Origin of the sequence: Methylobrevis pamukkalensis, assembly GCF_001720135.1 — a bacterium.
GTDB classification, from domain to species: Bacteria; Pseudomonadota; Alphaproteobacteria; order Rhizobiales; family Pleomorphomonadaceae; genus Methylobrevis; species Methylobrevis pamukkalensis.
Genome location: NZ_MCRJ01000027.1, coordinates 19,189 through 35,927, shown reverse-complemented (window position 1 = coordinate 35,927; position 16,739 = coordinate 19,189). Strand labels below are relative to the sequence as shown.

The 16,739-nt window shown below is 69.3% G+C and carries 33 protein-coding genes; 32 read left to right on the top strand and 1 reads right to left on the bottom strand.

Features of this window, described 5'->3' with window-relative positions; genetic code table 11:
• Positions 1-381: helix-turn-helix domain-containing protein (locus A6302_RS21150; RefSeq protein ID WP_141703468.1), on the bottom strand; the 381-nt coding region annotated here is incomplete at its 3' end.
• Between the two features lie 121 nt (positions 382-502).
• Between A6302_RS21150 and A6302_RS06715 the strand changes: the two genes are divergently transcribed.
• The 32 genes from A6302_RS06715 to A6302_RS06580 all read left to right on the top strand — a co-directional run bounded on the left by A6302_RS06715 (position 503) and on the right by A6302_RS06580 (position 16,739).
• On the top strand, positions 503-835 hold the full coding sequence (locus tag A6302_RS06715) for a helix-turn-helix domain-containing protein (protein ID WP_169833521.1): 333 nt from the start codon (positions 503-505) through the stop codon (positions 833-835).
• Position 836: 1 nt separating this feature from the next.
• A complete protein-coding gene (locus A6302_RS22025) occupies positions 837-1,208 on the top strand; it encodes a hypothetical protein (protein WP_069306400.1) in 372 nt (123 codons plus the stop codon).
• A 184-nt stretch (positions 1,209-1,392) separates the two neighbouring features.
• Positions 1,393-1,545, top strand: a complete 153-nt coding sequence (locus tag A6302_RS22800) for a hypothetical protein (protein ID WP_169833520.1) — start codon at positions 1,393-1,395, stop codon at positions 1,543-1,545.
• A 90-nt stretch (positions 1,546-1,635) separates the two neighbouring features.
• Positions 1,636-2,043, top strand: a complete 408-nt coding sequence (locus tag A6302_RS06705; protein WP_069306399.1) for a hypothetical protein — start codon at positions 1,636-1,638, stop codon at positions 2,041-2,043.
• A gap of 208 nt (positions 2,044-2,251) precedes the next feature.
• On the top strand, positions 2,252-4,030 hold the full coding sequence (locus tag A6302_RS25225) for a Mu transposase C-terminal domain-containing protein (RefSeq protein WP_069306398.1): 1,779 nt from the start codon (positions 2,252-2,254) through the stop codon (positions 4,028-4,030).
• The gene (locus A6302_RS22795) at positions 3,994-4,170 is read left to right on the top strand and encodes a hypothetical protein (protein WP_169833519.1); all 177 of its coding nucleotides are present in this window, start codon (positions 3,994-3,996) and stop codon (positions 4,168-4,170) included. The genes A6302_RS25225 and A6302_RS22795 overlap by 37 nt, the downstream gene beginning before the upstream one ends.
• Positions 4,167-4,922: an AAA family ATPase gene (locus tag A6302_RS06695; RefSeq protein WP_069306397.1), complete on the top strand. Its 756-nt coding sequence runs from the start codon at positions 4,167-4,169 to the stop codon at positions 4,920-4,922. The genes A6302_RS22795 and A6302_RS06695 overlap by 4 nt, the downstream gene beginning before the upstream one ends.
• Positions 4,919-5,698: a hypothetical protein gene (locus tag A6302_RS22020; RefSeq protein ID WP_141703466.1), complete on the top strand. Its 780-nt coding sequence runs from the start codon at positions 4,919-4,921 to the stop codon at positions 5,696-5,698. The genes A6302_RS06695 and A6302_RS22020 overlap by 4 nt, the downstream gene beginning before the upstream one ends.
• The gene (locus tag A6302_RS22790) at positions 5,625-5,906 is read left to right on the top strand and encodes a transcriptional regulator (protein ID WP_169833518.1); all 282 of its coding nucleotides are present in this window, start codon (positions 5,625-5,627) and stop codon (positions 5,904-5,906) included. The genes A6302_RS22020 and A6302_RS22790 overlap by 74 nt, the downstream gene beginning before the upstream one ends.
• On the top strand, positions 5,903-6,511 hold the full coding sequence (locus A6302_RS06685; protein WP_069306395.1) for a helix-turn-helix domain-containing protein: 609 nt from the start codon (positions 5,903-5,905) through the stop codon (positions 6,509-6,511). Before A6302_RS22790 ends, A6302_RS06685 begins: the two co-directional genes overlap by 4 nt.
• The gene (locus A6302_RS06680; protein WP_069306394.1) at positions 6,501-7,154 is read left to right on the top strand and encodes a DUF3164 family protein; all 654 of its coding nucleotides are present in this window, start codon (positions 6,501-6,503) and stop codon (positions 7,152-7,154) included. The genes A6302_RS06685 and A6302_RS06680 overlap by 11 nt, the downstream gene beginning before the upstream one ends.
• 35 nt (positions 7,155-7,189) lie before the next feature.
• A complete protein-coding gene (locus A6302_RS06675) occupies positions 7,190-7,615 on the top strand; it encodes a hypothetical protein (protein WP_141703464.1) in 426 nt (141 codons plus the stop codon).
• A 36-nt stretch (positions 7,616-7,651) separates the two neighbouring features.
• Positions 7,652-7,885: a hypothetical protein gene (locus A6302_RS06670; RefSeq protein WP_069306392.1), complete on the top strand. Its 234-nt coding sequence runs from the start codon at positions 7,652-7,654 to the stop codon at positions 7,883-7,885.
• Positions 7,857-8,174 carry a hypothetical protein gene (locus A6302_RS06665; RefSeq protein ID WP_141703462.1) on the top strand — a complete coding sequence of 106 codons (318 nt, stop codon included), beginning with the start codon at positions 7,857-7,859 and terminating at the stop codon, positions 8,172-8,174. The genes A6302_RS06670 and A6302_RS06665 overlap by 29 nt, the downstream gene beginning before the upstream one ends.
• The gene (locus tag A6302_RS06660) at positions 8,171-8,563 is read left to right on the top strand and encodes a hypothetical protein (RefSeq protein WP_141703460.1); all 393 of its coding nucleotides are present in this window, start codon (positions 8,171-8,173) and stop codon (positions 8,561-8,563) included. The genes A6302_RS06665 and A6302_RS06660 overlap by 4 nt, the downstream gene beginning before the upstream one ends.
• On the top strand, positions 8,560-9,117 hold the full coding sequence (locus tag A6302_RS06655; protein ID WP_069306389.1) for a regulatory protein GemA: 558 nt from the start codon (positions 8,560-8,562) through the stop codon (positions 9,115-9,117). The genes A6302_RS06660 and A6302_RS06655 overlap by 4 nt, the downstream gene beginning before the upstream one ends.
• Positions 9,114-9,635, top strand: coding sequence for a DUF7168 domain-containing protein (locus A6302_RS06650; RefSeq protein ID WP_069306388.1), 522 nt, complete (start codon positions 9,114-9,116; stop codon positions 9,633-9,635). Before A6302_RS06655 ends, A6302_RS06650 begins: the two co-directional genes overlap by 4 nt.
• A gap of 34 nt (positions 9,636-9,669) precedes the next feature.
• Positions 9,670-9,822, top strand: a complete 153-nt coding sequence (locus tag A6302_RS22785; protein ID WP_169833517.1) for a hypothetical protein — start codon at positions 9,670-9,672, stop codon at positions 9,820-9,822.
• Complete coding sequence (locus A6302_RS06645) at positions 9,815-10,201, top strand: hypothetical protein (RefSeq protein WP_069306387.1); 387 nt, start codon at positions 9,815-9,817, stop codon at positions 10,199-10,201. The genes A6302_RS22785 and A6302_RS06645 overlap by 8 nt, the downstream gene beginning before the upstream one ends.
• Positions 10,202-10,352: 151 nt before the next feature.
• The gene (locus A6302_RS06640) at positions 10,353-10,532 is read left to right on the top strand and encodes a hypothetical protein (protein WP_141703458.1); all 180 of its coding nucleotides are present in this window, start codon (positions 10,353-10,355) and stop codon (positions 10,530-10,532) included.
• The gene (locus tag A6302_RS06635; protein WP_069306385.1) at positions 10,529-10,780 is read left to right on the top strand and encodes a hypothetical protein; all 252 of its coding nucleotides are present in this window, start codon (positions 10,529-10,531) and stop codon (positions 10,778-10,780) included. The genes A6302_RS06640 and A6302_RS06635 overlap by 4 nt, the downstream gene beginning before the upstream one ends.
• Positions 10,774-10,971 (top strand): hypothetical protein, encoded by a 198-nt coding sequence (locus A6302_RS24240; RefSeq protein WP_069306384.1) that lies wholly within the window; start codon positions 10,774-10,776, stop codon positions 10,969-10,971. Before A6302_RS06635 ends, A6302_RS24240 begins: the two co-directional genes overlap by 7 nt.
• Positions 10,971-11,567, top strand: a complete 597-nt coding sequence (locus tag A6302_RS06625) for an MT-A70 family methyltransferase (protein ID WP_069306383.1) — start codon at positions 10,971-10,973, stop codon at positions 11,565-11,567. Before A6302_RS24240 ends, A6302_RS06625 begins: the two co-directional genes overlap by 1 nt.
• Positions 11,515-12,033, top strand: coding sequence for a hypothetical protein (locus tag A6302_RS06620; protein ID WP_069306382.1), 519 nt, complete (start codon positions 11,515-11,517; stop codon positions 12,031-12,033). Before A6302_RS06625 ends, A6302_RS06620 begins: the two co-directional genes overlap by 53 nt.
• 83 nt (positions 12,034-12,116) lie before the next feature.
• Positions 12,117-12,911, top strand: a complete 795-nt coding sequence (locus tag A6302_RS06615; protein WP_210183277.1) for a peptidoglycan-binding protein — start codon at positions 12,117-12,119, stop codon at positions 12,909-12,911.
• Positions 12,912-12,934: 23 nt separating this feature from the next.
• On the top strand, positions 12,935-13,633 hold the full coding sequence (locus A6302_RS06610) for a hypothetical protein (protein ID WP_069306381.1): 699 nt from the start codon (positions 12,935-12,937) through the stop codon (positions 13,631-13,633).
• Entirely contained in the window at positions 13,630-13,818 is a 189-nt protein-coding gene (locus A6302_RS06605; RefSeq protein ID WP_069306380.1) for a hypothetical protein, read from the top strand. The genes A6302_RS06610 and A6302_RS06605 overlap by 4 nt, the downstream gene beginning before the upstream one ends.
• 26 nt (positions 13,819-13,844) lie before the next feature.
• A complete protein-coding gene (locus A6302_RS06600; protein WP_069306379.1) occupies positions 13,845-14,069 on the top strand; it encodes a TraR/DksA C4-type zinc finger protein in 225 nt (74 codons plus the stop codon).
• A complete protein-coding gene (locus A6302_RS06595) occupies positions 14,057-14,443 on the top strand; it encodes a DUF2730 family protein (RefSeq protein ID WP_069306378.1) in 387 nt (128 codons plus the stop codon). Before A6302_RS06600 ends, A6302_RS06595 begins: the two co-directional genes overlap by 13 nt.
• A 2-nt stretch (positions 14,444-14,445) precedes the next feature.
• Positions 14,446-14,748, top strand: coding sequence for a hypothetical protein (locus A6302_RS06590; RefSeq protein ID WP_069306377.1), 303 nt, complete (start codon positions 14,446-14,448; stop codon positions 14,746-14,748).
• Positions 14,749-14,751: 3 nt separating this feature from the next.
• Positions 14,752-15,300: a phage protein Gp27 family protein gene (locus A6302_RS06585; protein ID WP_069306376.1), complete on the top strand. Its 549-nt coding sequence runs from the start codon at positions 14,752-14,754 to the stop codon at positions 15,298-15,300.
• Complete coding sequence (locus A6302_RS06580; protein ID WP_083255572.1) at positions 15,300-16,739, top strand: phage terminase large subunit family protein; 1,440 nt, start codon at positions 15,300-15,302, stop codon at positions 16,737-16,739. The genes A6302_RS06585 and A6302_RS06580 overlap by 1 nt, the downstream gene beginning before the upstream one ends.

The following is a 16,739-nucleotide window of genomic DNA, read 5'->3' as shown; positions in this document are numbered from 1 at the left end:
CGAGACATGAAGTCCGCCCCGATGAGGATCGTCCGGCTGCGGATTGCCGCGGCCTGCCGAGAAGGTCACTTCAAAGCTCGGAACAAAGGAAAAGGCGGGGGAGATTGGCTCGCCCCGTATGGTTGCTTCCGAATTCCGGCCGGTCACAAGCCATGTCGGGTCGCAGCCGAGCTCGGCGAGCTTGAGCAGCTCCTCCGCCTTCGGCGAACGCTCTCCCCGCTCATACCGGCCGATGGTCTGCTCGGACACCTCCAAACGGTCGCCCAGCTCGCCTTGCGTCCAGCCCTGTGATTCGCGCCATGAACGAAGGCGTTCGCGGAAAGTCATCGCCAAATGGCCTTCTGCGCGAAAGTAATCTTCGCATTCGGTCGTGTTTCGCACATATCAGTTATCCAATCCAATCAATCAGATAGCCATTTGGCGGTTTGGAGACACCAAAGGCGAAGCGCGAAATATCCGAACGGTGTTGACACATCCGTTTGGATAGGCCGATATGGTTGACATGCAGACCAAGACCTTAACCCCGCAGATCCCAGAAAAACCCGCCGAACGGCGGGCCTGGATCAAGTTCCAACTGGAGCTTCGCGGCACGACCTTCACGGGTCTTGCCGCGGAACTCGGCGTCACGCTGCAGGCGGTGTCGAACACCGCTTTCGGCCGTCCCAACAACCGGGTCGAGGCCCGGCTGGCGCAGGAAATCGGCGTGCCGCAGGCCGCGCTGTTTTCCGAGCATTTCGACAGCAATGGCCAACGCATCCGGGCACTTTCTGCCCGACGCCGCCACGTTACCCCATCCACCCCGACGCACAATGTCGAATTTCCGGAGGCGTGCTGACATGGCGCACGACCCGACGCGGGACGATGTTCCGCATTCGTTCTACACCCAAGTCGGCGGCGACGAAAGTGGCCGGCCGGCGGTGACCCCGTACCGCCCTCAGGAGCGGACGACGGAGGAGCGGCGGGTTGCCCGGCTGCGGAGCACGCTCCGGCAGGCCGAGATGGCGGCGCGGATCAAGCCCCGGCCGGAGAGCCACCGGCTGGTGGACTCCACTCGGCGTCGGATGGCGGCCGAGGCCTGGCGGGCCGACCGGAGCGCGGTGGTGAAGGACGTCGTGGCGGGGCTGGCTGTGCTGTTGTTCGCAATCGCGCTGATCGGCTGGGCGTCGATCGCCAGCGAGGCGGTGACGCTGTGGAGGGTCGGGCAGTGACACCTTTTCGGGCGCCATTTGGTCACGACCTGGCGGCCATAGGGACGGGCCACCTCCGACAGTGGTGGGGCGGCGGGGCTACCCGCGTTCGTGTGCGTCCTTCGGGGCGTTTCCTCCCTCAACTGGCCGGACGCGCGGGTGCCCCCCGCACCAGTGTGTCCGGCGCCTTTTTGCGGGGAGCGACATGAGAACGGTCGCCACGCTGCTCGCCATCGTCCTGTTCCTGCCAGCGGTCGCGGTCGCGGTCGTGGTGGCGGCCGGGTGCTGGGCGCGGTTGCGGGCGGCACAGGCCGAGGAACGGGACCTGGCCGCGGCACGGGTGCCGCGGCGGGACTGACCAACCAACAAGAACCTCTCGAGGGACACGGCCATGAAGCGGCCCGCGAAGACATCATCCGGATCACGGTGCGGATCACGCCAGGGCGACATGTTCGACGCCTATGAGGCGGCGCTGCAGCCGGAGGAGCCGGCGGACGGCAGCCTCGATCTGGCGGCCGAGCTGTGCGCGACCCTGTCGCAGGCGATCAAGGATTGCCCGCTGAGCCGCGCCGAAATCGCGGCGCGGATGAGCGATCTCACCGGCAAGCCGGTCTCGGAAGACATGCTGAACCAGTGGACCGCCAAGAGCGCGACCGCCTGGCGGTTTCCGTTCGAGTTCGCCCCGGCGTTCGAGGTGGCGACCGCCTCGCAAGTGCTGCAGCTGCTGCTGGCGCGGCATCGCGGCACGGTGGTGATGACGAAGCGCGAAGGCCGCGACGCGGAGATCGGCCGCGCCCAGCGCGAGCTGAAGGAAAAGCAGGCGCAGCTGCGCCGACTGATGGGCGGGGCACGCTGATGGCCCGGGTCACGATCGGCGACGTCGCGAGGCAATGTCGGTTACGAAGCGCGCTGCAGAGTTGCGGGCTTCGCGCGAAAGCTGGCCGCATACGGGCGGCGGCGGTCCGCGCGCCCGCCTCTACGCCGTCGCGACCTGCCCCGGCCGGTGCAGGAGGCGCTGCGCGCCCGGGCGCTGGCCACCCCTTCGACCCCGGCGCTGCGCGGCCTTGTCGCCGCGCCGGCCGAACCGGCGCCCGGCGCTGCCGGCGCCGGAGCGCCTGACCGACCGGGACCTGAAGACCTGGCAGCGGACGACGATGCTGGCGCGGGTTGCGCTGATCCACGAGGCCGAGCGGATCGCGCGGATGGGTGGCGGCATGCTGGCGGCGTTCGCCGCGCTGGTGGCGGCGGAGAAGGCCGGGAAACTGGCGCCGGACACGCAGCGGGCGGCGGAACAGGCCAACGCGCGGGCCGGCGAGACCCGCGGGCTGTCGGTCACGTCGCTGCGGCGGTGGTGCAAGGCCTATGAGGGGGCCGGCCGGAACCCGCTGGCGGTGGCGCCGCGGCCTTCCCCGCGCGAACAGACCCTGCCGCCGCCGTGGCTGGCCGACTTCATGGATTTTTACGCGATCCCGTCCAAGCCGAGCATTGCCCGGACGGTGCGCGAGATCGAAAAGCAGCGGCCGGAGCTTTCCCTGCCGCCGCTGCGGACGATCCAGCACGCGATCAAGGCGCTGCCGGCGATCGAGCGGATGCGGGGGCGGATGGGGCCGCGGGCGCTGCGGCAGATCAAGGCGTTCGTCCGCCGCGACGTTTCCCAGCTGTGGCCGACGGCGGTCTATTCCACGGACGGCCACACGCACCATGCCTCGGTGGCGCATCCGATCCACGGCAAGCCGTTCCGCCCCGAAATCACCTCGACGATCGACATCGTGACGCGGCGGATCACCGGCTGGTCGGTGGCGCTGGCGGAGACCACCTGGGGCACGATCGACGCCCTGCGGCACGCCTTCACCACCTCCGGCATTCCCGACATCTGGTACGTCGACCGGGGCAAGGGCTTCAACAATGCGGTGTTCGACGACGCGTTGACCGGGCTTCTGGCGCGGTTCGACGTGACCAAGGAAACGTCGCTGCCCTACCGCTCGCAGGCGCGCGGCACGATCGAGCGGTTCCACCAGGTCTGGATCGAGGCAAGCCGGTTTTCGCCGACCTATGCCGGCCACGACATGGACGCGGAGGCGCGGAAAAGGATCGACACGGCGATCAAGGCCGACATCGAGGAGACCGGGCGCAGCGATCTCCTGCAGAGCTGGGACGACTTTCTCGTCTGGTGCGGCGAGATCGTCGCCGACTACAACGCCCGCCCGCATTCCGGCCTGCCGAAGATCGCGGATGCCACGGGCAAGCGCCGGCACATGTCGCCGGACGAGGTGTGGGCCGACTTCCGGGCGAAGGGCTGGGAACCGGACATCATGGAGTTCGAGGAGGCCGACGCGGCCTTCCGGCCGCAGACGACGCGGCAGGTGCGGCGCGGCGAGATCCAGCTGTTCACGAACCGCTACTTCGCGATGGACCTTGAAGACTTCCACGAGATCGAGGTGCTGGTCGCCTACGACATTCACGACGCCTCCAAGGTGTGGGTGTCGACCCGCGACGGGCGGTTCATCTGCACCGCCAACTGGCACGGCAATTCGGTGTCCTATTTCCCCCGGCCGTGCTCGACCAGGCTCATGAAAAGCGCCTCGACGGCCGCCTCAAGCGGGTGGACGCCCGGCGGGCGGCGGTGGAGGCCGAGCGGCCGACGCCGATGCTGGAGATCGCCGCCTCGACGGCCAAGCCGATCCGGGTGGAGCGGCCGGCGCCGGTGCTGGACGTGGTGGCCAATACGCCGCCCGCGCCCGCCGCCAACTCCGGCCACCCTGTCGATCCGGACGCCCGGCCGGCGCGGTTTTCGAGCGACGTCGAGATGGCGACCTGGATCCACGCGCACCTCGACCGCCTGACGCTGTTCGACGCCCGATGGGTGGTCGAGCGGCTGTCCACTCCCGCCTTCCGGACCCGGCTTTCGCTCGACGGGATCGACCCCGCGCGGCTCGTCGCCGAGGCCCGAACCAAGATCAAGCAAGAGGCAGCATCATCATGAGAGACGACTTCGTCACGGTGACCAACACCACCGCCTTCTTTGAAGGCATCGACAGCGTCGAGACCCGCGCCGCCTCGGAAAAGACGCTGATGGTGGTCGACGGCCTGCCCGGCCACGGCAAGACCACCACGGCCATGTGGTACGCGACCCAGCACGATCTGCCCTATGTGCGGGCCAAGGCCGAATGGACGCCGCAGTGGATGCTGCGCGACCTTCTGGCGGTGCTCGACATCGTGCCCGAACGGTCCTTCGAACGGATGTACGGGCAGGCCACCCGGGCGCTGGCCGACCGGGCGGACTATGCCCGCGCCAACGGCCGGACCTATGCCGTGATCGTCGACGAGGTGGACCACCTGACGCGGTCGACCAAGCTTCTGGAAAGCCTGCGCGACCTTTCGGAGCTGGTGGAAGTGCCGCTGGTGATGATCGGCATGGCGCGCCTCTGGTCGAGCCTTGACCGGGTGCCGCAGATCCGCAGCCGCGTCTCCGCCCATGTGACCTTCAAGCCGATGGCCGAGGCCGACACCGCCAAGATCGTGCGGACGCGCTGCGAATGCGAGGTGGCGCCGGACCTGCTGGCCCTGCTGCACGGCGCCGCCAAGGGATTTCCGCGCGAGACGCTGGAGGGCATCCGCTCGATCGAGACCGCCGGCAAGCGCATGGACCGGGCGGTGACGGTGGCCGACCTCGACGGCCAGGTGCTGCTGACTGACCGCGCCACCGGCAACCCGATCGTGGTGAGGGCGCTATGAGCGGCGAAGCCACGCGGCAGATGGAGATCGCCCGCGCGCTGGCCGGCGGTGGCTGCCTGACCACGGCCGAAATCGCCGAGGCGACCGGGATCGACCGGCGCGACGTGGCCGTCTTCACCGGCCGGCTGGTGGTGCGGTCATGGATCGTGCGCCGCGAGATCGGCTGCTTTGCCCTGTCGGACGTCGGCCGCCAAGGGCTGGAGTCCGGCGAGGTGCTGGTGTCTGGCCCGACCGGGCCGCGGACCGGCGCGCTGCAGCGGCCGAAGCGGCGCACGGGCCGCGACCGGATGTGGTCGGCCATGCGCATCAAGCGCAAGTTCACGGTCGGCGACATCACGGAGCTCGCCGGCGTCAATCGCGATGCCGCCTCCCGCTACATCCAGGCGCTGGCCCGGGTCGGCCTCTTGACACCGCTCCGCCGCGAGCCGGGGTTTGCCCCGACGTCCAACGGCCACGGCCGCTGGCTGCTGACCGGCGACACCGGCCCGAAGGCGCCCTCGGTGCGGCGGCGCGGCGAGGTGCATGACGCCAACACCGGGACGGACCATGCGCCGATCTCGCGCGCCGGTCTCCGGCAAGGGGGGCGGCATGACCGTTCTGGGGATTGCCCGGCAGATCCACGGCGGCGCGCTGCCCGACTGGATCGCCGAACTGGCGACGCGGGTGGACCAGGCCGGCGGCAACACGAAGGCGACGCGCGAGGTGGCGACACAGCTCGGCTACTCGCACAGCGTCGTCCACGAGATCCTGCGCGGCAAGTACAAGGCGTCCACTGATGCCGTCGAGGCGAAGGTGCGGGCGATCTACATGCGCGGCGCCCTGCGCTGCCCGGCGACCGGCTGCGAGATCTCCGGCGCGCAGTGCGAGACGAACCAGCGCCTGCCGTTTTCGACCGCGAACCCGATGCGCGCCCGGCTGTGGCGCGCCTGCCGGGGCGGATGCCAGCACAGCGCGCTGACGACCGAGCGCGAGGGGGCGGCATGACGACGATCGCCGACATCCAGCGGGCCGTTGCGGCCGTCACCGGAATCCCCGTCCGCGAGATGCGGTCGGCCCGCCGGGCGCGCCCCGTGGTCCGTGCCCGGCAGATCGCGATGTATCTCGCCCGGCACATGACGAGGGCCAGCCTGCCGCAGATCGGCCGGACGTTCGAGCGCGACCACACGACCGTCATCTGGGGGATCGCGCAGATCGAGCGGCAGATGCTGGCCGATCCCGTCATCGCCGGGACGCTGGAGAGGATTTCCGACCTGCTGGCCGAGCGCAGCGAGCAGGAGGAAGCCCGCGCCTTCGACACGCTCGCCGCAGGGATCGCCGAGCGGCTGGTCTCGGCCGGCTTCGGGACGGCGGCCGCGCCTCAGGTCATCGAGCGGCGCGTCGAGGTCGAGACGCGCGTCGAGGTGACGCCTCCCGCCGCGACCAAAGCGATCGACGCCGCCTGGGCGCTGACGGTCGCCTTCGAGGAGGTGTCGCAATGGCCCGGCGACACCGAGAAGCGGAGGGCTTTCTCCGAGAAATTCGCGCGCCTGCAGAAGGCGTTGCGCGACCACCAGACCTACACCCAGAAGGATCAGACCCATGGACACTGATGTGACTGAGAAAGCCCTGCCGCCCGGCGCCGTCGAGATCGGCGGCAAGGCGTACATGGAGAATGCCAAGGGCAATCTGGTCCCGGTCGAGACGATACGGCCGATGGATCTGCTGATCGACGAGATGGTGCGCAAGGTGATCGCCTATGCCACCGATCTCAACGCCCAGGTCGCCCGCTTCAAGGGGCATACGTTCGCCGACATCGGCAGCCTGCAGGCGCTGATCCTGCAGGACTACGGCGTCGAGACCGGCGGCGCTAAAGGCAACGTCACCTTCACGACCTTTGACGGCTGCCTCAAGGTCTCGCTCAAGCAGGCCGACCTGCTGGAGTTCGGGCCGGAGCTGCAGGCCGCCAAGAAGATCGTCGACGAGTGCCTGATGGAATGGTCGGCCGACAGCGGCGCCGAACTGCGCTCGCTGGTGACCAAGGCCTTCCAGGTCGACCGCGAGGGCCGGATCAACCGGTCCGAGATCTTCATGCTGCTCCGCTCCGACATCGACGACCCGCGCTGGCAGCGGGCGATGGACGCGGTGCGCGACTCGATCCGCGTCGTCGGCACCAAGGCCTACCTCAACTTCCACGTCCGCCAGAGCCCCGACGCGGCGTGGAACCATCTGCCCATCGATCTCGCCGCCGCCTGAAAGGAACCGTCATGACCAGCCCGCATATCACCGCCGTGGATCTCGGCCGGCCGGCCGACAACGTCGTGTCGCTCACGATCGGCTGCCGCTCGCGCGCCGAAGCCAAGCGGATCGAAGACCACCTGAACGATTGCCTGGTCGCCCGCGCGCTCGACTTCGGGACGCTGCGGCTGCGCTTTCCGGACCTGATTGTCGAGGTCGTGGATGCGGAGCCGGAGATAGAACGCGACGTGATCGCTCATGTGGACCCGTCTGGCGTCATCCGCTTCGACGTCGACCAGCCGGAGGGGACGGTGTTCCTCGGCTATGGCCCGGAGCCGCTGCTGCGCGATGCGCTGCGCCCCTTCGCCGACGCGGAAGGCGACGGCCGGCTGATCGCCCGCAGCGTGGCCGGGCATGCGACGAGCATTCGGCCGGCGTGGCAGCGGTGCGGCTTGCGCGCGGTGTCCGCGAGCGCCTGAAGATCCTCGCCGCCGAAGCCGCCGAGGGCCGCTGACATGAGCGAGCCCGGCGCGGGCGACGACATCGCCGCCGCGCGCCGGGCTCTGCTCGACCGAAGGACCGGCCGCCACCAGCGCCGCTACCTGCGCCACCGGACCCTGATCCGGCGCGCCCGGGAGCTGACCACGGCGCTGCTGCTGGCCGAGACGCACACGCCGGAACCGCCGGCACCCGTGACCAGGACGATGGAGGGCGACGACGATGACGGACTTAAATGGTTCCAGCGTTGAGCGCATCGACGAGGCGGCGGTGTGGAGTTCGCTGACGCCGATGCAGCAGACGGCGATCGGCAGCGCGGCGATCGCGCTTGCGGTTGCATGGAACGCAATCCGCGTGAGCTACGAGTCTGACCTCGACGGCGAGTATCAGTTCATCGCGGATGAGGGCGGGAACGTTGCTGCGGGCCATCTTGAACACGCGGTTCTGGCTGCTGTGCCTGGGGAAGTTCTCCTCGGTGATCATGGCCGGCCGAAGCTGCCGGTCTCGGTGCCTCCGATGCCGGGCGAGGTGTCGTCATGACCGCAGTGGACACCCGCGCCCTAGCGCGTAAGGCGAAAGCAGCATCTGAAATCCGCCAGGCGCTGATGGCAGGCGCCACGCCCCATCCGGGTCCTTATGCCGCCGACTATGTGGAGGTCAGGAACTGGCACGGCGCGGTGATCGCCAGTGTGAGCTCCGGCGCGCTTGGAGACAACAGGACCGTCTATGCGACGGCCGCGCTGCTCGCGGCAAGTTGGGAACTGGCCGCTCGGCTGGAGGCGCTTGTCGCCGCGGTTGTCGCGTCGCGTCGGCCGGAGGCGACCGAGGAAGAAACGGAGGAGCTGCGGCATCAGCTCCGCCTGGCGCGGGAGCTTGGCGACCGGCTGCCGCCGCTTCGGGCGCCTGCGGCCGGCGAGGTGTCGTCATGACCGCGCCCGTGATGCTCCGCGCCATCCACGCTGCCGCGCGCACGGCCGGCCTCGACGAGGACGGGCGGCATGATCTCATCGGCCAGATCACCGGCGGGCGGACGCGGTCGACCAGGGATCTGACCCCGGCCGAGGCCAAGCGGGTGCTCGACCAGCTGAACAGCGGCCCGCGGCGGCTGCTGGACGGGCCGTATGTGCCGGTCTGCCGCGCCCTGTGGATCTCGGCCTACTGGCTCGGCGTCGTCGACGATCGCACCGACGAGGCCCTGACGGCTTTCGTGAAGCGACAGACGAAGATCGACCACGTCACCTGGGTGCGCGACCAGCACGATGCCACGGCGGTCATCCAGGCCCTCAAGGCCATGATGGCGCGCGAGGCCGGCGTCGAGTGGCCGAAGAGCGACAAGAGCGCGGAGGCGAGCAAGCGCGCGGTGATTGCGGCGCAGCTGCGCCTGCTCGGCACCCATGGCGGCCTGCCCGACACCGATGATCTCGACGCGAGGATTGCCACGCTTGGCCGCCGCGTCCGCAAGATGCGGAGGGTGGCCAGATGAGTGACCGTCGCACACGCATCATCGAGCGCACCCGGAAACTGCGCGAACGCACCACCAAGCGCGGCTGCACCGAGGCTGAGGCGATCGAGGCCGCCCAGGCCGTTGCCCGGCTGATGGAGGAGTACGGCCTCGACGACAACGACGTCGAGATCGGCCGCGAGGACGTGGCCTGCAAGTCCCAGGGCAAGGCGGCGCGGGACCGGCTGTGGCCTGTGGTCGCGCATGTCACCAACTGCGCGTCGGTCATCTCGGCCGGCCGCGACGGCAACCGGCGTATCTTCTACGGGCGTGCGCCCGGGCCGGAGATCGCCGTCTACCTGTTCACGCTGCTCGACCGGGCGATCGACCGGGCAATCCGCGATTTTCGGGAGAGCCAGGTCTACCGCCGCAGACGTTCGCCGAAGACCCGCGCCCAGGCGGTCGCCGAGTTCACCGTCGCGATGGTCATCCGCCTCCGATATCGCCTCCTCGACATGTTCGCGGCGACGATGAACGAGCGCCCTGGCCCTTGCCCATGACGCACTCGCAAAGGCGCACCCCCGCACGAAGGAGGTGGCGCCGCGCGAGATCAGCCGGCGCTATCACGACGCCCGCAGCGCCGGATGGCACGCCGGCGGCGATGTCGGCCTGCACCACGGCGTGGATGCGGAGGGGCGCCCGGCGATGCCGGCCGCGCCGAAGCTGATCGGGAGCGGCCATGACTGACGCTCCCAAGCCCTGGGCGGATCTCGATCGCGACGAGCTGCTCGCGCTGCTGGATCGCCTTGATCGCCAGATGTCAGGCTTCGGCTTCGCGCTGCATGCCCGCCATGGCTCCCTCTCCCGCGAGATCCTTGAGGCCCGGTATGACGTGGCGATCGCCCGGAGTCATGCCGCAGAGCGGGCCGTGTGGGCACCGCGGGATGCCTGGCTCAAGAGCATGTCGTCTCCCGATCACCGCGTCCGGCTGACGTCGAAGTTGCTGGCCGAAAGCGAAAAGCTGGAACGCGCCTACAAGGCCGCGGACGCGAAGGCGAAGCGGCTGCGCAAGAAGACCGACGCGCTGTGGGATGAGCTCTATCCGCCGGAAAGGATGGTCTCGTGATGGCTGCTTATACCCTCGTGAAGACGTTCCCGGATGCCGATCACATTGCCCTGGCGGCCGTCACGGCGGCGCGCCTGCTGGCCGAAGACCCCCCTTGCCATGGTCGGGGGGGGGGCGCTCAAGAGCCCGGCATGTGGCGCTGGAGGCGCTCATGACGGCCTATCCGGAGGCGCATCGGAGCGGCCTCGGCCGCTGTCTCGGCTACCCGGTGCCGCGCGCGGCGCTGGCGGGTCTCCATCACGCACGACTGGCCGGCTGGTGGCGGGAGGATCTCGTCGACGAGGTGCTCGGCGCCGTGGTGGCCGACCGCTACGGGGAGCAGTCCGAATGAGCGCGCGTCTGCCGATCGTCGCCGATCATGCAGTCTTGCGCTGGCTGGAGCGGGTGGCTGGGCTGGATGTCGAGGCGGTGCGGATGCACCTGGCCGGGCGGGCGATGACGGCTGTGGAGCTCGGCGCGATCTCGACGACGCTCGACGGGGTGCGCCTCGTGATCGAGGGCGGCACGGTGGTGACCGTGGTGCGGACCAAGCGGCGACGGGCGCGCAAGGCGCGGCGGACGGGAGGCGGCGGATGCTGACGCACTGGCCGTTCGGGGCGCTGACCCCGCTCAAATATGGGCTCATCCTCGCGGACCCGCCGTGGGCCTACGAGATGTATTCCGAGGAAGGCTTCGAGAAGAGCCCCGAGGCGCATTACGAGACGATGCCGATCGAGGAGATCAAGCGCTGCCGGTCGGCCAGTTGGCCGGCGGGGATTGTCTGCTGGTGATGTGGTCGACCTGGCCGCATCTGCCGATGGCGATCGAAACGGTGAAGGCTTGGGGCTTTCGCTATGTCACGGGCGGGAGCTGGCACAAGACGACGGCGGCCGGCAAGACCTGCTTTGGCACAGGCTATGTGCTGCGGTCGGCGTCCGAACCGTTTCTGGTGGGCGCGATCGGCGCGCCGAAGATCGTCTCGCGATCCGAGCGCGGCGTGATCCTGACCGAGGCGCTGGAGGAAATCCCCTCGCATCTGGAGGGCGTGCGCCGCGAGCACAGCCGGAAGCCGCCGGCGATGCGGGCCATGCTGGAGCGGCTGCGGCCGCAGGCGTTCGGCTGCGAGCTGTTCGGCCGTGAGCCGTGGCCGGGGTTCGAGGTGTGGGGGGACGAGGCGGACAAGTTCGAAGGGGGGCAGAAGCCGGCGCGTCGTTCGCGGCGCCCCCTCACCCGCCCTTCGGGCACCCTCTCCCGCGAGGGAGAGGGACCGTGTCGCCGGCACCCGACTTGTTCGGGCCGGACCTGCCCGGGCCGGACCGGACTGGAGGTGAGGCATGAGCGCGTCCTGGCTTCCGGCGGGCGAGACGCTGCCGGGCATTCTCGCTGACATCGCGGCCGTGGGCGGCGTGCAGCTGGCGCTGGCCTTCGGCGCCACCCACGGCGGCGCCGAGCGGTATATCCCCGATCCCGACAGCATCGACCGGGACCACTGGATGGCGAAAGCGCTCGGGGTCAAGGTGGCGCGGCTGGTGGCGGCAAAGCACGCGCGCAACACGGTGACGATCCCCAACGCCCGGAATTTCTCCAACGCGGTCGAGGTGCGCCGGCTCTGGGCCGAAGGCAAGTCGATGAGCCAGATCCGGCGCGAGACGAAGCTGACCCGGGTCACCGTCAAGCGGCTGATCGGCGGCGCGCCGCAGGGCGTTGCCTCGGACGGCGGTGCCGCCGCGGCCGAGCCGGACTTCTGCCCGGCCTGCGGTCGGCGTCACCGCAAGCCGACCGCGGCGACCCCGACCGAGACCGACGACCGGCAGATGGCGTTCCCGTTCGACGGGCGTTCGAACCCGCATTGAAGCCCGCCGACCCCTGCAGCTGGTGACGGCTGCAAACCCGCGCCTGTACGCGCGATCCTGCGCCCTCACAACCGAGGGCGCCCGTGTCGATCCATCCTGACCACATCATGTTCGCGATCCGGGAGGTCGCCCCGGCGCGAACGGGGTGGAAGTCCGCCAGCCAGGCGCGGATCCTCGGCGACATCGAGGCGCATGCCGGCGCGCTGATGCTGTCGGCCGGGCTGCTGACCTATCTGCGGGCGGCACATTTCATCGCGCAGATCGCCCATGAGAGCGACGGCTTTTCGACCACGGAAGAGTATGCCTCCGGCGCGGCCTATGAAGGCCGGGCGGATCTCGGCAATACCGAGCCGGGGGACGGCAAGCGGTTCAAGGGGCGCGGGCTGATCCAGCTGACCGGCCGCTACAACTACGGCGTCTATGGCGCGCTGCTGGGACTGCCGCTTCTGGCCCAGCCGGAACTCGCCGCCGATCCGGTCATCTCGCTGCGGATCGCGATCGCCTACTGGCAGCGAAACACCCTCTCGCCTCTCGCGGACGCCGACAACCTCGTTGCCATCACCAAGCGCATCAACGGCGGCACCAACGGTCTCGCCGATCGGCGCGCCTATCTCGCCAAGGCGAAGGCCGCGCTGATGGAGCGGCTTGCCGCAGCGGTGCCCGCCGATGGCTCCCGGCCCGTTCTGCGGCGTGGGTCGAAGGAGGAAGAGGCCGTTGCCGAATTGCAGGCGCGCCTGCGCTGGGCCGGCTTCCGGATCGCGGTCGATGGCGACTTCGGCCCGGCCACGGATCTTGCCGTCCGCACCTTCCAGCGCGGCCAGCGTCTCACCGTCGACGGCATCGTCGGCCCGCAGACCTGGACGGCCCTCTACCTCTGACCCCGAACTTCCGGAGATATCGCATGCGCCGACTTACCCTTCTGTCCCTGCTGTTCCTTGCCGGCCTCTGCTTCGGCGGGCTCCTGTTCGCGGTGGCTGGTGCGCCGCCGCTGCTTGGCGCAGCTCTGATGGGCGCGCTCCTGCCTGCCCTCGCGATCGCGCCCGAAGGCCCTGTCGGCGCCCTTCTGACGATCGGCGGGGTGGGTGCGACGTGCGTCTGCCTCGTTGTGTTCGCCGACCCCGCCGCCGCCGCGACGCTGCCCGGGCCGGAGGCGATGGCGCCGATCGGGGTGGCCGTGGCGCCGGCGGCGATGGCGCTGCCGCCGATCCTGCACGAGCTCGGCGGCCTCGCCTATGAGCTGGTGGTCGCGATCGTCATCCCGGCGCTGCTCTATCGCTGGACCGGACTGAAGTTCAAGGACTCGCGGCGATCGATCCTGCATTCGGCGGCCACGACCGGCGTCGCCGAAGCCCTGATCCGGCTCGGTCTGACGCCCGGGACCGTGAAGCCGGATCATGTGGCCAACATCCTCTCCATCGCCGAAGGCTGGATCGGCGGTCCGGGTGCCGGAGACACGGTGAAGGCGCTCGGTCTCGACAGCGCCGACGTGCAGCGGATCGCCGCGGCCAAGCTGGCGGCGCTGATCGGCGCGACACCGATCCACCAGGAGACCGAGGTCACCCACGTGATCGCGGCGCCGCAGCCGTCGCGCCGCACGTGAAATTCGAGACGCTGGTCGCGCTGGCGCACAGCATCGGGGCGGCGATCCGCCTCGATCCGCGCCGCGACCTTGAGACCGGCGACTACATCGTGACCGCCTCGCTGGTGACGGAGACCGGCGCCGGCCAGACGGCCGATTACAGCGTGATCGAAACCCATGTGGTGGCGATCAGCGAAGACCGATGACGACGTCGGCAACGTGACGGGGACCGATGGACGACGTGGATCAGGCGCAGCTGCGCGAGGAAGGCGAACGGGCGGCGGCGCTGGCCCGGCTCATGGCGCAGGCCGCGGCCCCGGGGGCGGCGGTCTGCGACGACTGCGGCGAGGAGATCCCGGCGATGCGTCGGCAGGCCCTGCCGTCGGCCCGGCGCTGCATCGGCTGCGCCGAATGGAACGAGGCACCGAAGCGCGGGAGAGACGATTGGAAGCCCTGAAAGAGTACTGGCCGATCATCACGGCCGTCGCGACCATCCTGCTGGGGGCGGCGGGCTGGGCGATCCGGATGGGCCTTGCCAGCAAGGCGGATCTCGCCGCCGAGGCGGCGGCGCGCGCGCTGCACCAGCACGAGTTCGAACAGCGGATGGAGGCGTCCCTCAGCGGGGTGCGCGCCGGCCAGCACGAGCTCGCCTCGCGCACGCTGCGGATCGAGACCGAGATCAAGCACTTGCCGACCTCCGAGGACATCTCGGCGCTCCGGGACCAGGTCTCGCAGATCAGCGCGACCGCCACGGCGACGAACCGCGAATTGCAGAGCATCAACCACTCGCTCAATCGCCTCGAAGATCATCTCTACAGCCGGAAGCCCTGACGATGGACTACGTCGACGAGATCACCCAGTCGCGCCGGCTGGCCACCCTGCGCATCCTCAAGGAAAACGAGGGGGCGGCGAACGAGAGCGTGCTGCGGCGCGCCCTGCACCTGCTGGGATTCCGGGGGCGCGCGCAGACCGACGAGGCGCTGACGGGGGATGCCGACATGCTGGCCGCGGCCGGCCTTGCCTCGGTCGACTACTATCTCGGCAAGGTGCGGACCCTCGCCATCACCCGCCGCGGGCGGATGTTTCTCGACCGTCACGTCGACCCGGTCCCCGGCATCGAATATCCGGAGATCTGAGCCATGGCGCGGCCGACCAAGATCGACAGATTGCCGGCCGAGATCCGCGAGGCGATCGGGACGTTGCGCCGCGACGGGCACACGATCGACGAGATCCTCGGCCACCTGCGCACGCTCGGCGTCGCGCCGGAGGAAGTCTCGCGGACCGGCCTCGGCGAGCACCTCAAGCGCTTCGACAAGATGCGCGCCCGCCTGGCCGACAGCCGAGCGGCGGCCGAGGCGATCATGGACAGGATCGACAAGGACGGCGGCGACGACAAGCTGACCCGCGTCAACATCTCGTTCCTGCACTCGTCGATCATGGGGCTGTTCGAAGCCGAAGACGGGGAAAAGGTGACCTTCGCGCCGGACGAGGCGCGCGATCTGTCGTCGGCGATCAAAAACCTGGTGTCGGCGTCCAAGCTCGACATCGACCGGATCGAGAAGATCGAGGCGCGGGCCACGGCCAAGGCAAAGAAGGAAGCTGCAGCGACGGCCGCCAGCGTGCTGCGCAAGGCCGGCGTCAGCCAAGAAACCATGGACGAGATCAACCGGATGCTCGGGGTGACCTGATGGGCAATGCCCGGATCATCCCCGACAACCCGAAGGCGATCTTCCTGCCCTATCAGTCGCGCTGGATCACGGACCAGTCGCGCCTCAAGCTGATGGAGAAGGGCCGGCAGATCGGCCTGTCCTGGTCGACGGCCTATGCCACGGTGTCGCGGACGGCGCTGGTGGCCGCACGCTTCGACCAGTGGGTCTCGTCCCGCGACGACATCCAGGCGCGGCTGTTCCTGGAGGACTGCAAGCTCTGGGCGGGCATCGCCAATCTTGCGGCGCAGGATCTCGGCGACGTGATGATCGACCCGACCGAAAAGCACAGCGCCTATGTGCTGCGCTTTGCCAACGACCGGCGCATCAATTCCATGTCGTCCAATCCCGATGCCCAGGCCGGCAAGCGCGGCGGCCGGGTGCTCGACGAGTTTGCCCTGCATCCCGATCCGCGCAAGCTCTGGTCGATCGCTTATCCGGGCATCACCTGGGGCGGATCGATGGAGGTGATCAGCACCCATCGCGGCAGCCACAATTTCTTCAACGGCCTGATCCGCGAGGCGCGGGAGAACGGCAATCCGAAGAAGATCAGCCTGCACCGGGTGACGCTCCAGAACGCGCTCGACGACGGGTTCCTGTGGAAGCTGCAGCAGTCGCTGCCGGCCGACGCAGAGCAGCAGGCGATGAGCGAGGCGGAGTATTACGACTGGGTGAAGTCCGGCTGTGCCGACGAGGAGTCGTTCCAGCAGGAATACATGTGCGAGCCGGCCGACGACGACGCGGCTTTCCTCGAATATGACCTGATCGCCTCTGCAGAATACCCGGCCGGCACGGACTGGCGGGCCTGCGAAGGCCGGCGGCTCTATGCCGGCCTCGACATCGGCCGCAAGCGGGATTTGACGGTCCTCTGGGTGGTCGAGCGGCTCGGCGACGTGCTCTACACCCGCCATATCGAATGCCTTCAGAACATGTCGAAGCCGGACCAGGAGAAGATCCTGTGGCCATGGATCGAGCGCTGCGCCCGGGTCTGCATCGACGCCACCGGCCTCGGCATCGGCTGGACCGACGACGCGCAGAAGGCCTTCGGCATCTACAAGGTCGAGGGGGTCACCTTCACCAGCCGCGTCAAGGAGGCGCTGGCCTATCCGGTGCGGTCGGCGATGGAAAGCCGCACCCTGCGCATTCCCTATGACAAGCACGTGCGCGCCGATCTGCGCTCGGTCACCAAACAGGTGACCGCCGCCGGCAACGTGCGCTTTACCGCCGAACGCACGCCGGACGGCCACGCCGACCGCTTCTGGGCGCTGGCGCTGGCGGTCCATGCCGGCGAGACGGCCGGCGCAACCGTCCGCCTCGATTCGATCGGCGGACAGCGGCCGAGCGCAGGGCTGCAGGACGGCTATCTCGGCGACAGCGACGCCGGCCCGCGCGCCGACCTTTCCGATTACCTGAGGATGTGA